The organism is Thioalkalivibrio sp. AKL7, assembly GCF_000381705.1.
GTDB lineage: Bacteria > Pseudomonadota > Gammaproteobacteria > Ectothiorhodospirales > Ectothiorhodospiraceae > Thioalkalivibrio > Thioalkalivibrio versutus.
The window spans coordinates 211,632-225,619 of the sequence record NZ_KB906950.1 but is presented as its reverse complement, the minus strand read 5'-3'; the positions used below and the strand labels follow the sequence as shown (position 1 = coordinate 225,619).

Sequence of the window (13,988 nt, the reverse complement as noted above, 5' to 3'; positions counted from 1 at the left end):
CTGACCGCTCATGGGCATCACAATCGGCATCATCATCGCGTATCTACTGGGATCGCTTTCCACGGCCATTCTGGTCAGCAAGCTGCTGCGCCTGCCGGACCCGCGCACCACCGGCTCGAAGAACCCCGGCGCCACCAATGTACTGCGCTCGGGCGGCAAGACGGCGGCCATCATCACGCTCATCGGGGATGTCGGCAAGGGCTGGCTGCCGGTGTTCGTCGCCCTGCAACTGGACCTGTTCCCCGGCTGGGCGATCGGCCTGATCGGCCTGGCCGCCTTCCTCGGGCACGTGTTCCCGGTGTTCTACCGCTTTCAGGGCGGCAAGGGCGTGGCCACCGCACTGGGCGTGATGCTCGCCATCAGCCCGCTGGTCGGCGGCCTGGTCCTGCTCACCTGGCTGGTCGTTGCCGCCATCTGGCGCTATTCGTCGCTGGCTGCCCTGGTCGCCGCCGGCATGGCCCCGGTGTACATGGTCCTGCTGGGCATGGACCACTGGATCAGTGCCGCCGTGGCCCTGATGAGCGTGATCCTGTTCATCCGTCACGACAGCAACATCCGCCGCCTGATGCGCGGGGAGGAATCGCGGATCGGCCAGAAGGACAAGGCCCCGGCGGCACCAAAGGAGTAACCCTTCGGCCTGCGGACGGGTTTACAAGATCGCAGCCCCATCCGCAGCCCCCTTCATGCCACCGCGGGCGGCGCCAGCTCCGCCAGCGGCCAGCGCGCCCGCGCCGCCACCACCGGCGCCCCGGTTTCCGTCACCTGGCCGGCCTGCAGTCGCCGCAGCCCGGCCAGCGCGATCATCGCCCCATTGTCGGTGCAGAATTCGGGCCGCGGGAAATACACTGGCACCCCCTGACGCTGCGCCATGGCCTTGAGCCCGGCGCGCAATGTCGTGTTGGCCGCCACGCCACCGGCGACCACCAGCGCCGGGGCCCCGGTTTGCTCCAGGCCGCGCCGGGTCTTCTCCACCAGGGTGTCGGTCACCGCTTCCTCGAAGGCGCGGGCGACATCCTCCGGCCGGTAGACCTGTTTCTTCAATGCGGTCAGCACCGCGGTCTTCAGACCGGAGAAGCTCATGTCCAGCCCCGGGCGGTCGAGCATCGGGCGCGGCAGGCGCAGGGCGTCCGAGCGCCCCTGCTCGGCCAGACGCGCGAGCGCCGGCCCACCCGGATAGCCCAGCCCCAGCAGCTTGGCGGTCTTGTCGAAGGCCTCGCCCGCGGCATCGTCGATGCTCTCGCCGATCAGGTCGTAGTCGCCCAGGGCACGCGCGTGAATCAGCTGGGTATGCCCGCCGGAGACCTGCAGCACCAGGAACGGGAAATCGAGTCCGGTATCCTCCAGAAACGGCGCCAGCAGGTGGCCCTCCAGGTGATGCACGGCCAGCGCCGGGATGCCCCAGCCCCAGGCCAGGGAGCGCGCCACCGAGGCCCCGGTCAGGAGCGCCCCCAGCAACCCCGGCCCACCGGTGTAGACCACCGCATCCAGGTCGTGGCCGTCCACGCCCGCCTCGTCCAGCACCGCGCGCACCAGCGGCAGCAACCGCTGGATATGATCGCGCGAGGCCAGCTCCGGCACCACGCCGCCGTAGACGGCGTGCAGGTCAGTCTGGCTGTACAGCCGGTGCGCAAGCAGGCCCCGGTCCGCGTCGATCAGCGCCACGCCCGTCTCGTCGCAGGAAGTCTCGATGCCCAGTACGATCATTGCGCAAGCATGCCGGGTTTCACGGGCCGCACCAAGCAGCCCCTGTGCGTCCGCGCCATTGCGTTGGGGCAAGCGCTCACAGTCGCCCCCGGCGATCCGGGATCCCGTCCAGCGGCAGATGTTCACAATCGCGACCCAGGGCCATCACCTGAAAACGCTCGCCCATCTCCCCGGGCAGCGTCAGCATGCGCACGGCCTGAGCGGCCTGCATGGTCACACGGGCATCCTCGCCGCTGCCGACGCGCGCCTCGAAACGCCCTGGCAGCCCCGCCCCCAGCAGGAATTCGCCCTGTGCAGCATAGGCCAGCACGTCGAGACCCGCGGCGTCCGCCGCCTCTGCAACCCCGGTGAAATCCACGCTCGCGGTCAGATCCATCAGGCCCGGATGGGCCAGCGGGTCCTGGATCATCTGCTGGCGGTAATACCCCACCAGCGTCCCCTGGTGACGCTCCGGGGCGTAGTAGGCGCTGCGCGGAAAGCCATAGTCCACGATCACGGCGACCCCCTGCTCCAGGAAGTCGGCCAGCGCGGTCACCCACGCGGCCTGGGCCGGGCGCCACTCGGAGAGGTAGCCCTCGGGCCACGGGCCATGCTCGGCCTGGAGCCGCGCCACCGGCTCGGCGAGGCCGGGCGGGGCCGGGCGCTCGGCCAGGCTCAGGGTGCCGGCGGCATCGGTCGTGATCCCGACCTGCCAGACCCGGCCTTCACGCCAGCGGAAGAGCTCCACCGGCAGGGCATCCAGCACCTCGTTGGCCAGTACCACGCCGCGCAACGGGGCCTCCGGCAGGGCATCCAGCCACGCCACCCGGGCGTACTCCGCGGGTTCAAGCGCAGCCTCGAGGTGGGCCTGCTGCCGCGCCCGCAGGTCCGGACTGACCTCGACGATCCAGTAGCGCTCCCACGCCACCCCGAGTTCGCGCAGCGTGGTGATCACATCCCCCGCGAGCCGGCCGCTGCCGGCGCCGAATTCGAGCAGTGTCCCGGTGCCGTTCAGATCGTCCCGCAACACCGGGGCCAGCCAGGTCGCCAGGGTCTCGCCGAACAGGGGCGACAGCTCCGGCGCGGTGACGAAATCGCCCCCCTCGCCCAGCTTGTGCGCCCCGTTCACGTAATAGCCAAGCCCCGGCGCATACAGCGCGGCCTGCATGTAATCGACGAACGGAAGGAACCCCTCGCCGGCGACGACACTCTGTTGCAGGGAGGCGTGCAGACGCCGGGCGATATCGGCGGCCACCGGATCGGCCGGGGCGTTTGTGCTAGGTTTCGGCGGCATCATGACGACGAATGGTACCAACCCGGGGGCAGGCGTGGCGCAGGTACAACCCGACAGCATGGACACGACTTCCGGGGAGGCACGGGTGGTGCTGGTCACCGGGGCCGCGCGGCGGGTCGGCGCAACCATCGTGCGCGGGCTGCACGCCGCCGGGTTGCGGGTACTGATCCACTACCGCGGCTCGCGCACGGATGCCGAAGACCTCGTCGCCGAACTGAACGCGGAGCGCCCGGACAGCGCCCGCGCCCTGCAGGCCGACCTCCTCGACCTGGAGGCCATCGAACGCCTGGCGCACGAGGCCGAGGCGGCCTGGGGCCGCCTGGATTTCCTGGTCAACAACGCCTCGACCTTCTACGCCACCGCCGTGGGCGAGATCACCCCACAGAGCTGGGACGACCTGATCGGCTCCAACCTGAAGGCCCCGACTTTCCTCACCCAGGCCTGCAATCCGGCGTTGCAGCGTCAGCAGGGCGCGGTCGTCAATATCGTCGACATCCATGCGCTGCGCCCGCTAAAGGGCTACCCGGTGTACTCGGCGGCCAAGGCCGGGCTGTGGGCCCTGACCCAGGCCTACGCCCGCGAGCTGGGGCCGGACGTGCGGGTCAACGGCGTCGCCCCCGGCGCGATCCTCGCCCCCGAGGAGGCCGAAAACACGGGCACCCACGAGGCAATGATTGAACGCACCGCACTCAAGCGCGAGGGCACCCCGGAGGACATCGCGCGTACCGTGCGCTTCCTGCTGCTGGACGCGCCCTACATCACCGGCCAGGTGATCCCGGTGGACGGCGGCCGGTCGGCATCGCAGTAGCCGCGCCCCCGTCCCGCCGCGCTACACTGGTCCCAACCGAGCATTTGCGCCAGGAGACTGCAGCATGATCGATTCCAAACGCTTCGACGACCTTGCCCGCCGCATCACCGAAAGCCTGCCGGAGTCGGTACGCCACATGCAGGAGGACGTGCAGCGCCAGGTCCGCTCGTCGCTGCAAAGCGGGTTCGAACGCATGGACCTGGTGACGCGCGAGGACTTCGACATCCAGGTCGCCCTGCTGGAACGTACCCGCGAACGCCTGGCGGAGCTGGAGGCGCGGGTCGCCGCGCTGGAAGCCCGCCCGAGCGACGAGACCGGGCAGTAACCACCACCTGAATCCACCCGCCGGGCACGGACGCCCGGCGCCCAGACGGAGGGGCAAGGATGCCCGTCACCATCGCCTACGCCCGCGCCATCGACGGCATCCACGCCCCGCTGGTCACCATCGAGACCCACCTGGCCAACGGGCTGCCCGCCTTCCAGATCGTCGGCCTGCCCGAGGCTGCGGTGCGCGAGAGCCGTGACCGCGTTCGGGCGGCGATCCAGACCAGCGGCTTCGAGTTTCCACGGCGCCGCATCACCGTCAACCTGGCCCCCGCCGACCTGCCCAAGGACGGCGGCCGCTTCGATCTCGGCATTGCGCTGGGCATCCTGGCCGCCAGCCAGCAGATCCCGGCCGCAGCGCTGGCCCACCACGAGTTCCTCGGCGAGCTGGGGCTGGACGGCACCTTGCGCCCGGTGGGTGGCACCCTGGCTGCCGGGCTTGCGGCAGCCGACGCCGAGCGGGCGCTGGTGGTGAACCCGGAGGATGGGGCGGAGGCGGCCCTCGCCAGCCGCGCCGGGGTTCTCACCGGCTCACACCTGAGCGCCGTCTGCGCCGCGCTGGCGGGGCGCGAGGCCCTGGTGCCGGCACAACCGCCCGAGCCTTCCGCGCCCGCTCACCCCGACCTCGCCGACGTGCGCGGCCAGCACCAGGCGCGGCGGGCCCTGGAGATCGCGGCCGCCGGCGGGCATCACCTGCTGATGGTCGGCCCACCCGGGAGCGGCAAATCCATGCTGGCCGCGCGCATCCCCGGCATCCTGCCGCCAATGGACGAGGGCGAGGCCCTGGAGACCGCGGCCATCCACAGCCTGCGCGGCAGTTCGCATCTGCGCCAGGACTGGCGGGCGCGTCCGTTCCGGTCCCCGCACCACACCGCCTCGGGCGTGGCGCTGGTGGGCGGCGGCAGTACACCACGCCCCGGCGAGATCTCGCTCGCGCACCAGGGCGTATTGTTCCTCGACGAACTCACCGAATTCAGCCGCTCGGTGCTCGACGTACTGCGCGAACCGCTGGAGAGTGGCGTCATCCACATCTCGCGCGCGGCCCGCCAGGCCGAGTTTCCGGCCCGCTTCCAGCTGGTCGGTGCGATGAACCCCTGCCCACAGGGATTCGATTGCGACCTCGCCGAACGCTGCGAATGCACCCCGGAGCAGCGGGCCCGCCACCGCAAGCGCCTGTCGGCACCGCTACTCGACCGGATTGACCTGGCCATCGAGGTCCCGCGCATCCCGCCCAAGGACCTGGCCGGATCAGCCGAGGCATCGGAAGACTCGGCCTCCGTGGCCAAGCGCGTCGCTCGGGCCCGCAAGGTGCAGAGCGAGCGCCAGAATGGACTGAACAGCGCACTCGATGGCACGGCACTGGACCGGTACGCCGCCCTCGGCACGGCTGACCGGGAGCTGCTGGACAAGGCTGCGGAACGCTTCCGGCTCTCCGCGCGGGCCTACCACCGCATCCTGCGGGTGGCGCGTTCCATTGCCGATCTCAACGATGCCGAGGCGATCGCGACCCAGCACCTGACCGAGGCACTGAGCTACCGCGCCCTGGACCACTGGCGTACGCAATAGCGGCCGCCAAACAAAAACCCCGCCCAGGCGATACCTGAGCGGGGTTTCTTAGTTCCGTTCCTACGGGGACGATCAGTCTTCGAAGGTCGCCACGTAGACGGCCAGGTCGGCGATGTCCTCGTCCGACAGGTTGGCGGCATTCGGCGCCATCAGCGCGGTCTGGTCGCCAACGGTCTCGCCGGCGCGGTAGCGCACCAGCTTGTCGGCAATGTACTCGGCATCACGACCGGCCAGCTTCGGGAACACCGGGGTACCCTGACCCTGCGCACCATGGCAGGCAATACAGGTGTTGTAACCCGACTGACCGCGCTCCACATCGCCATCTTCAACCGCGATGGCTGCAACCGCCTCGGCCTCTTCTTCGGCCGCCGCTTCGCCAGTCTCGGTAGTGGCGACCGGCTCTTCGCCCTCGGCAGCATCTTCGGCGGCGGTGTCGCCATTGCCATTGCCGTTATCGCCGCCTTCATAGTCGTGATCGACCCCGGCCTCGTCCAGCATGTAGGCGACCACGTCGCGCATCTGCTCGTCGCTCAGGCTGGAATCGCCACCGCGCGCCGGCATGGCGCCGATGCCGTTGATCGAATTGGCGAACAGGGTATCCAGGCCCTTGTCGTTCAGGCGGTTGCTCCACTCGTCGGTGTCGTCTTTGAGCGGGGCGCCGGAAACACCAGCGTCATGGCAGGCCGCGCAGACGTTCGAGTAGAGGTCGCCCGGGCTCAGGTCCGCGGCTTCCTCGGCGCTATCCACCTGGCCGGACACCACCTGACCGATCGGCGCGATGCGCTGGGCGACGCGCTCGTCACTCACGGTGTCGGGCTGGGACACCTGCATGCCGGCAAGCCAGCCGGCCAGGTGCGACACCAGGAAAAGGACCGTACCCAGCAAGGCCAGGGACGCAATAAACAGCAACACCTTGTTCCCGGTGTCCATCTTGATCGGTTGATTTCCCACTTCTCTCCCTCCGAGATCCCGGCCTTGAGCGGCCATGTGGTGTGCTATTCGAAAGCCCTCGCGCATCAAGCGCAAATCGGGCGCAGAGTATAGGGCATCATGCAAACCACGACCACAAACCGAGTGTGGCGGTCAAATATGGCTGGACGCGTCAAAGCTCGCGCCCGTATCATTGCAGACCTTGCGCCCGTAGCTCAGCTGGATAGAGTACTGCCCTCCGAAGGCAGGGGTCGCAGGTTCGAATCCTGCCGGGCGCGCCATCATGACGACGAAGAAGGGCCCATTGTATGGGCCCTTCTTCGTTATGCGGATGGATCCCGGGGCCGGACGCCCCTTCTCCAGCCGAGGCCCGCTGAACGGGACAACCGATCCGCCCCACCTGGACAATCCCCAGTCTCTGCACATCGCAGACGACCGCCTTGCCCTCGCACAGCCCGATCAGACAACAGGCCCCACGGCCGCAGCCGGCAGCTCGACCTGCTGACACTGGCTCATGATCTGCATGAGAACGATCACGCGCTCTTCTCCGGTACGGGCGAGAAACAAGGCCTCGCGCCCCTGGAACGGCCCATCCGTGATGGTGACCGGCTGCTGCGGGGCGAAGTCACTGTCACGGGTAAGATCGAGACAGCCGCTCTCGGGGTCCAGGCGCAGGCGGATCCCCTCGATGACCGGCTCGGGAACCGGCACCGGGCTGGAGCCAAAGCGCACCAAACCAAGCACGCCGCGCGTGGAGCGAATTGGGGCCCAGTTTTCTGCGACCTCGCAAAGCTGTGCGAAGAGGTAGCGCGGAAACAGGGACTCGGTGACGGCGGTGCGACGCCCCCCGCGGCGAATGGGCCGGCGGATCAGCGGCCGGAACGTGCGATACCCCTGGCGGTCGAGATTCGCCTCGGCGCGGGCTTCTTCCCGGGGTTTGCATTGAATGGTGTACCAGTGTTTCAAAGGGACCTCGTCGCAGCAGTGCACCGGCAATGGCGCACCACCCATAGCATCAGCTCGCTCTAATGATAGGCCGACTGGCAGCAAACGTGCGTATATGCATCACGAAACTGGATGCACAGGGTTGCCGGGGCGATCGGCTACTGCCTTGATCTGGATCAAATTCGACAGCCCGGGGCAGCGCTAGCTTCAGAGGTGCAACGAGACCTCAGGAGAACCCTCATGCTGACCGAAATCATGTTCCAGTCGCCCATCGGCATTCTGACCATCATCACCCTGCTGGGGATCGTGGCCTTCTTTGGCTACGTGGGCTATTACATTATCCACGGCATGCGCCAGGACAAGCAGCGCGAGTAAGACATCCGCGCCCGCCGGCCAGCGGCCACGACGGCCGCCCATGAAAACGCCCGCGCAAGGCGGGCGTTCGATGTGCCACTTCAGCCAGCGGGGCTCAGGTGTGCTGGTCCCCGTGGTACAAGCGCACGACGTGCCGGGCCTCGGCGAAGAACAGCCAGCGCTCCATGATCACACCCGCCAGGGCCGCGACCAGGCCGAGCCAGGCCACGATGGCCGGCACGCCGGACAGGATCGCGGCGAACACCAGGATCGGGGTACCGAACGCGAGCAGGAACACGCCCATCTTCAGGGTGTCGGTGGTGTTCTTGCCTGCATCGTAGCCAAACTCGTCGGTCAGGAAGGTACCGGCGGTATGCCCGGTATCCAGCAACCGCACGGTCGCGCGGTTGAAGGTGGTGGCGGTGTTGATGGTCGGGCCGGTCACGCGGGAGATCCAGAAGTAGTAGATCCCCTTGAGGACGCCGGCGATCAGCAGCAGCACGATGGCCACGCCCGCATGCATCGCGGTGGCGTTGCCGAACACACTGGCAATGGCGGCGAAGGCGACGGCGCCGGTGGCCACACCCAGAAGGATGTAGTTGGCCGGGGTCAGCGCGGTGTTCCACTGGCGGATGGTCTTCAGGCAGCCGTAGATCATCCCGGTGGAGAACAGCGTGACCACCGCCAGCACGGCGGCGATGGCGCCAGCCACTGCGGCCAACGGACCGACTTCGTGGCCCTGCAGCAGCACGCCGAGGCCATAGATCGCGGCGAACGGGTAGAACAGCACGGCAAATACCGCCTCGCGCGAGAGCCAGGAGGTCTTGAAGCGCATGAAGGAACGCCAGGCGTTCTTCTTGTTCGCCAGGTGGCCGGTGGACAGCATGAGCCCGACGGTGATCATGCCCAGGGCCGCAACCCCGTGCGCGATCAGCTCGCCATGGCTCATGACCGGACCGATGCCCGCGAGATGGAAGGCCACCAGCAACAGGAACAGGCCGTAGCCCGCACCGGAGATGACAGTAAACAGAATGACGGAAAACGCCGGATGCATGGTTTTCTCTCCCCGATCGGGCGCGCTTAGCGCGCCACCATCTTGTTGACCCAGTCCTTCACCGAGGTGATCAGCGTGTTGGCACGCACGTCGTCGGTGGGGATGGAACGGGTGATCCGCGGCGGCAGATAGGTGTTGACCGGCTTGTAGCCAAGCTCGGGCATCTGCTTCACGCCGCCACGTTCGCGGACCAGGCGGCTCACCTCGGAGGCGTCGTCATCGAAATCGCCGAAGAAGCGCGCGTGCGCCGGGCAGGTGATCACGCAGGCGGGCTGACGCTCCTCCGGCGGCAGCTGCTCGTCGTAGATGCGGTCCACGCAAAGCGTGCACTTCTTCATCACGCCGTCTTCGCGGTCGAGCTCGCGAGCGCCGTACGGGCAGGCCCAGGCGCAGTAGTTGCAGCCCATGCACTTGTCCTGATCGACCAGCACGATGCCGTCTTCCGGACGCTTGTAGGAGGCGCCGGTCGGGCAGACGTTCACGCAGTCGGCATGCTCGCAGTGCATGCAGGACATCGGGATGTTGACGGTCTTGTTGTTGGGGTAGTCCCCGACCTCGTAGTGGCGGATGCGGTTGAACCACACGCCGCTCGGGTCCTCGCCGTAGGGGCGATAGTCGGTCAGCGGACCCGTGGTGCCGCTGGTGTTCCACTGCTTGCAGGCCACCGCGCAGGCGTGGCAGCCCACGCAGGTGTCCATGTCGATTACGAGTCCAAGTCGCATGGTTGGTACTCCCTCAAATCGTTCGTGCGGGCAAGCCCCGCGATGGCCGTGAGGCCGCCGCGGAACCGGGCCGGATCAGTTTTTCTCGTCGTCCAGCGAACCGCGCGTGAGCACGTCGCGGATGTCGCGGTTCAGGTGCACGGGCTTGTGCGCGTGGTAGCGCAGCTGGTCCGGCGATTCGGACATGCCCGGCGTGGCCTTCACCTCGTCGAACTGCGGCCAGGCGCTCTGCTCGTCGGGACCGGCCGGGGTGATCTTGACCTTGAGGTCGTACCACGCGGCCTGCCCGGTGACCGGGTCGGAGTTGGTGATGTTGTCGATCGGGTCGCCCTTCTTCGGGAGCAGCTCGCTGATCAGGTGATTCATCAGGAAGCCCTTCTGCGACTCGTTCGCCTCCGGCTTCAGGCCCCAGGCGCCCTTCTGCTTGCCGATGGCGTTCCAGGTCCAGACGGTGCTGGGCTCGCAGCCCTCGATCAGCTTGACCTGCACGCGAATCTTGCCGTTGTGCGACTCCAGCCACACCCAGGACAGATCCTCGATGCCCATGGACTCCGCCTTCTGACGGTTCATGTACAGGTAGTTCTGGGCGCAGATCTGGCGCAGCCAGGCGTTCTGCGAATCCCAGGAGTGGTACATGAACATCGGACGCTGGTTGACCGCGTAGAACGGGTACTCGTCCTCGTCGATCCGGGTCTGCTCCAGCGGCTTGTGCCAGATGGGCAGCGGATCGAAGTACTGGGTCAGCCGGTCCTTGTGCTCCTGCTTGGTCGGTTGCGGGCCGTCGTACAGGCCCTGGCCGGCCAGCTTGAAGCGCTGCTGGGTCTCGGAGTAGAGCTCGATCGTGATCGGATCGGTCTTGCCCACCCAGCCGGCGTGCTTGGCCAGCTCCAGGTAGTCCTTGTTGGCGTAGCGGTAGAACTGCTGATTCGGCGCCAGGTGGTACAGGAAGAACCCCTGGTTCTCGATGTACGCCTCCCACTGCTTCGGGTTCGGCTCGCCGCGCAAGTGGCTCTGGCCGTCCTTGCCGCGATAGCCGGACAGGAAGCCGATGCCCGGCTCCTTCTCGAAGTTGACGATGAAGTCCTTGTAGTCCGAGAACTTGCGGCTGCCATCGTCCTTGGTGAACGCCGGGAACTTCAGGCGCCCGGCCAGCTCGACCATGACCTCCTGCCACGGCCGCACGTTGCGATCGGGCTCGAGGATCGGGTGGCGGATGGAGTCCGCCGCCGCGGCCGGCTCGGAGATCGGGCGGTCGAGCATGGAGATGGTGTCGTAGCGCTCCAGATAGGTGGTATCCGGCAGCACCAGGTCGGCGAAGCTGACCATCTCGGAATTGAACGCATCCGAGACCACCAGGAACGGGATCTTGTACTCGCCGTTCTCGTCCTTGGACCGCAGCATGTCCATCACTTCGGCGGTGTTCATCGTGGAGTTCCACGACATGTTCGCCATGAAGAAGATCAGGGTGTCGATCGGGTACGGGTCGGCGTTGACCGCATTGGTCACCACCATGTGCATCATGCCGTGGTTGGACACCGGCGCATCCCAGGAGAAGGCCTTGTCGATGCGCAGCGGGTTGCCGTCGTCATCGATGACCAGATCCTCCGGCGCGGTCGGGAAACCGAGCGGCGGGCTCTTCAGCGGGGTGTTCGGGGCGCATTCCTTGGCCGGCTTGATGCCCGGCGGGATGTGCTTCGGATATGGCGGCTTGGCCAGGTGACCGCCGGGGCAGTCCACCGAGCCCAGCATGATCTGCAGCAAGTGGATCGCGCGGCAGGTCTGGAATCCATTGGAGTGCGCGGAGATGCCGCGCATCGCGTGCATGGACACCGGACGCCCGAACACCTTGTCGTGCTTGCGGCCCCAGGAGTCGGTCCACTCGATGTCGAGCTCGATGGTCTCCTTGAACGCGACGTGGGCCATCTCCAGCGCCAGGCGCTCGGTCTGCTCGGCCGGGATGCCGGTCACCGCGGCGGTGTTCTCCGGGGAATACTCGTCCGCCAGGTAACGTTCGGCCAGCAGGGTCATCACGGTCTTGACCGGGCGGCCGTCCGGGGCGGTGTACTCGCCGAACAGGGCCGGCTTGATGTCGACCTGGCTGCCGTCGACGAAGGCCTCCTTCTCCAGCTCCCAGACCTGCGGGTTGCCGGCCTCGTCACGCAGGATCAGGCCGTCGCCCTTCTGGCCCGGGGTCTGTACCACCAGCTGGGTGGCGTTGGTGTAGCGCACCAGGAAGTCCCAGTCGAACTGGTCGTTCTTCAGCAGCACGTGCAGCATCGACAGCGCGAACAGGCCGTCGGTGCCGGGCTTGATGCCCACCCACTCGTCGGCGATCGCCTGGTAGCCGGTGCGCACCGGGTTGATCGCGACGAACTTGCCGCCGCTGCGCTTGAGCTTTTCCAGCCCGATCTTGATCGGGTTGGAGGCATGGTCTTCCGCCACACCCCAGAGCATGTGGTACTTGGTGCGATCCCAGTCGGGGTCGCCGAATTCCCAGAAGGCGAAGCCAGTGGTGTACAGGCCGCCGGCGGCCATGTTCACCGAGCAGAAGCCACCGTGGGCCGCCCAGTTGTAGGTACCGAACTGGGTTGCCCACAGGCCGGTCAGGGCCTGCATCTGGTCACGGCCGGTGAAGAACGCCAGCCTGCGCGGGTCGGTCTCGCGGATCTTCTGCAGGCGCGCGGACAGGGTGTCCAGCGCCTCGTCCCAGGAGATCGGCTCGAACTCGCCAGCACCGCGCTCGGTGCCCGGCTTGCGGCGCATCGGCTGGTGCAGGCGCGCCGGGGACTGCTGCTTCATGATCCCCGCGTTGCCCTTGGCGCAGAGCACACCCTTGTTGATCGGGTGGTGCCGATTCCCCTGGATGTAGCGGACCTTGTTGTCCTGGACGGTAACCTTGATACCGCAACGACAGGCGCACATGTAGCAGGTGGTGTACTTGATCTCCTGCTCGCCGTGCTTCTCGAATTCGGGCAACGCGCTCATGGGGCGACCTCGTGATCTCGGTTCAGTTATGCATCGCGCATTGTGGACGGAGCGGACACATTCTGCCAACGAGTCTTTTCTATTTGCGGATAAACCAGAATGATCGGGTGAAGATTTTTTTTATTGTGACGCGAATCCACAGATGATTTGCACGTTCGGGTGGCAAAGGCGGCAAAATGATCTACGATGTGTACCACGGAACATATCGCCCCACTCGACGTCACAGGCCCGCCAATGGAACACGCCGACACCCCCACGGAAGGAAACGCCCTGATCGACGCCTTCGGTCGCCGCATCGAATACGTGCGCCTCTCGGTCACCGATCGCTGCGATCTGCGCTGTTTCTACTGCATGCCCAAGGGCTTTCGCGACTTCGAGGAGCCGGAACACTGGCTCAGCTTCGAGGAGATCGAGCGCGTGATGGGCGCCTTCGGTCGCCTCGGCACCCGCCGTGTGCGCCTGACGGGCGGCGAGCCCCTGGTGCGCAAGAACCTCCCGGATCTGGCCGCGCGTCTGAATGCCCTGCCCGGCATCGACGATATCTCGCTGTCCACCAACGCCACGCGCATGGCGCGCCATGCGCAGGAGCTGAAGGATGCTGGCGTCGACCGGATCAACGTCAGCCTCGATTCGCTCAAGCCCGAGGTCTTCAAGGAGATCACCGGCGGCAAGCTGGAGAAGGTGCTGGACGGGCTGATGGCCTCCAAGGCCGCGGGCCTCGCCCCAATCAAGATCAACATGGTCGTGATGGGCGGGATCAACGAGCCGGAGGTCGAGGACATGGTCGACTTCTGCATCGAACACGGCTTCACCCTGCGCTTCATCGAGACCATGCCGATGGGCGACACGGGCCGCCAGGCGAAAGAGGGTCATTACGTGAACCTGCAGGATGTGCGTGCCCGCCTGGAGCCGCGCTACAACCTGGTGCCCGGCGTGATGCCCGGGGGCGGCCCGGCGCGCTACATGCAGATCCCGGATACCGATGTGCGCATCGGCTTCATCACCCCGATCTCGCAGCACTTCTGCGATACCTGCAATCGCGTGCGCCTGTCGGTGGACGGCACCATCTACACCTGCCTCGGCAACGACCACAGCCTGAACCTGCGCCCCTACCTGCGTGAGGGCTGTACCGATTCGGAACTGGAGGACCTGGTGGTCCAGGCCATCAACCTGAAGCCGGAACGCCACGAATTCTCCGAGCGCCCGGAGAAAGTCCTGCGCTTCATGTCCATGACCGGGGGCTGACGCCCGGTCAGCCGTCATCGCGAGAGCATGCCGCAGGAACGAGAAAGGCCCGCTGAAAGCGGGCCTTCTGCATGCCGG

13 protein-coding genes and 1 tRNA gene are annotated in these 13,988 nt (G+C 66.9%); 7 read left to right on the top strand and 7 right to left on the bottom strand.

The genetic code is table 11. The features are described 5' to 3' along the window. Nucleotides 1-10: 10 nt before the first annotated feature. Complete coding sequence (plsY, locus tag G315_RS0108075) at nucleotides 11-628, top strand: glycerol-3-phosphate 1-O-acyltransferase PlsY (protein WP_018168903.1); 618 nt, start codon at nucleotides 11-13, stop codon at nucleotides 626-628. 53 nt (nucleotides 629-681) lie between these two features. Here plsY and tsaD read toward each other — a convergent pair whose 3' ends face one another. Beyond that, a complete protein-coding gene (gene tsaD, locus G315_RS0108070; protein WP_019612279.1) occupies nucleotides 682-1,704 on the bottom strand; it encodes a tRNA (adenosine(37)-N6)-threonylcarbamoyltransferase complex transferase subunit TsaD in 1,023 nt (340 codons plus the stop codon). 76 nt (nucleotides 1,705-1,780) lie between these two features. Continuing rightward, entirely contained in the window at nucleotides 1,781-2,980 is a 1,200-nt protein-coding gene (locus G315_RS0108065; RefSeq protein ID WP_038034759.1) for a class I SAM-dependent methyltransferase, read from the bottom strand. A gap of 82 nt (nucleotides 2,981-3,062) precedes the next feature. Here G315_RS0108065 and G315_RS0108060 point away from each other — a divergent pair, with 82 nt between their 5' ends. The 3 genes from G315_RS0108060 (at nucleotide 3,063) to G315_RS0108050 (ending at nucleotide 5,675) form a co-directional block, all read left to right on the top strand. Continuing rightward, a complete protein-coding gene (locus tag G315_RS0108060; protein ID WP_026338846.1) occupies nucleotides 3,063-3,785 on the top strand; it encodes a pteridine reductase in 723 nt (240 codons plus the stop codon). Nucleotides 3,786-3,849: 64 nt separating this feature from the next. Next, the gene (locus G315_RS0108055) at nucleotides 3,850-4,110 is read left to right on the top strand and encodes an accessory factor UbiK family protein (RefSeq protein ID WP_018145076.1); all 261 of its coding nucleotides are present in this window, start codon (nucleotides 3,850-3,852) and stop codon (nucleotides 4,108-4,110) included. A 59-nt stretch (nucleotides 4,111-4,169) separates the two neighbouring features. After that, nucleotides 4,170-5,675 (top strand): YifB family Mg chelatase-like AAA ATPase, encoded by a 1,506-nt coding sequence (locus tag G315_RS0108050; RefSeq protein ID WP_019612276.1) that lies wholly within the window; start codon nucleotides 4,170-4,172, stop codon nucleotides 5,673-5,675. Nucleotides 5,676-5,747: 72 nt separating this feature from the next. On the opposite strand, the gene G315_RS0108045 is transcribed toward G315_RS0108050, so the two are convergent. Continuing rightward, the gene (locus G315_RS0108045; RefSeq protein ID WP_019612275.1) at nucleotides 5,748-6,626 is read right to left on the bottom strand and encodes a c-type cytochrome; all 879 of its coding nucleotides are present in this window, start codon (nucleotides 6,624-6,626) and stop codon (nucleotides 5,748-5,750) included. Nucleotides 6,627-6,809: 183 nt separating this feature from the next. Between G315_RS0108045 and G315_RS0108040 the strand changes: the two genes are divergently transcribed. Beyond that, nucleotides 6,810-6,886 (top strand) — tRNA-Arg (locus G315_RS0108040). Nucleotides 6,887-7,064: 178 nt separating this feature from the next. On the opposite strand, the gene rfaH is transcribed toward G315_RS0108040, so the two are convergent. Then, nucleotides 7,065-7,616 (bottom strand): transcription/translation regulatory transformer protein RfaH, encoded by a 552-nt coding sequence (rfaH, locus tag G315_RS0108035; RefSeq protein ID WP_018950939.1) that lies wholly within the window; start codon nucleotides 7,614-7,616, stop codon nucleotides 7,065-7,067. A 174-nt stretch (nucleotides 7,617-7,790) separates the two neighbouring features. Between rfaH and G315_RS14800 the strand changes: the two genes are divergently transcribed. Continuing rightward, nucleotides 7,791-7,925 carry a hypothetical protein gene (locus G315_RS14800; RefSeq protein WP_018937428.1) on the top strand — a complete coding sequence of 45 codons (135 nt, stop codon included), beginning with the start codon at nucleotides 7,791-7,793 and terminating at the stop codon, nucleotides 7,923-7,925. Between the two features lie 94 nt (nucleotides 7,926-8,019). On the opposite strand, the gene G315_RS0108025 is transcribed toward G315_RS14800, so the two are convergent. From G315_RS0108025 to G315_RS0108015, 3 genes are all read right to left on the bottom strand, one after another. Then, nucleotides 8,020-8,958 carry a DmsC/YnfH family molybdoenzyme membrane anchor subunit gene (locus G315_RS0108025; RefSeq protein ID WP_018168894.1) on the bottom strand — a complete coding sequence of 313 codons (939 nt, stop codon included), beginning with the start codon at nucleotides 8,956-8,958 and terminating at the stop codon, nucleotides 8,020-8,022. A gap of 26 nt (nucleotides 8,959-8,984) precedes the next feature. Next, nucleotides 8,985-9,680, bottom strand: a complete 696-nt coding sequence (locus G315_RS0108020; RefSeq protein WP_038032074.1) for a 4Fe-4S dicluster domain-containing protein — start codon at nucleotides 9,678-9,680, stop codon at nucleotides 8,985-8,987. Between the two features lie 75 nt (nucleotides 9,681-9,755). Further along, entirely contained in the window at nucleotides 9,756-12,665 is a 2,910-nt protein-coding gene (locus G315_RS0108015) for a molybdopterin oxidoreductase family protein (RefSeq protein WP_019612274.1), read from the bottom strand. Between the two features lie 234 nt (nucleotides 12,666-12,899). Here G315_RS0108015 and moaA point away from each other — a divergent pair, with 234 nt between their 5' ends. Continuing rightward, on the top strand, nucleotides 12,900-13,910 hold the full coding sequence (gene moaA / locus G315_RS0108010) for a GTP 3',8-cyclase MoaA (RefSeq protein ID WP_018168892.1): 1,011 nt from the start codon (nucleotides 12,900-12,902) through the stop codon (nucleotides 13,908-13,910). Nucleotides 13,911-13,988: the final 78 nt, after the last annotated feature.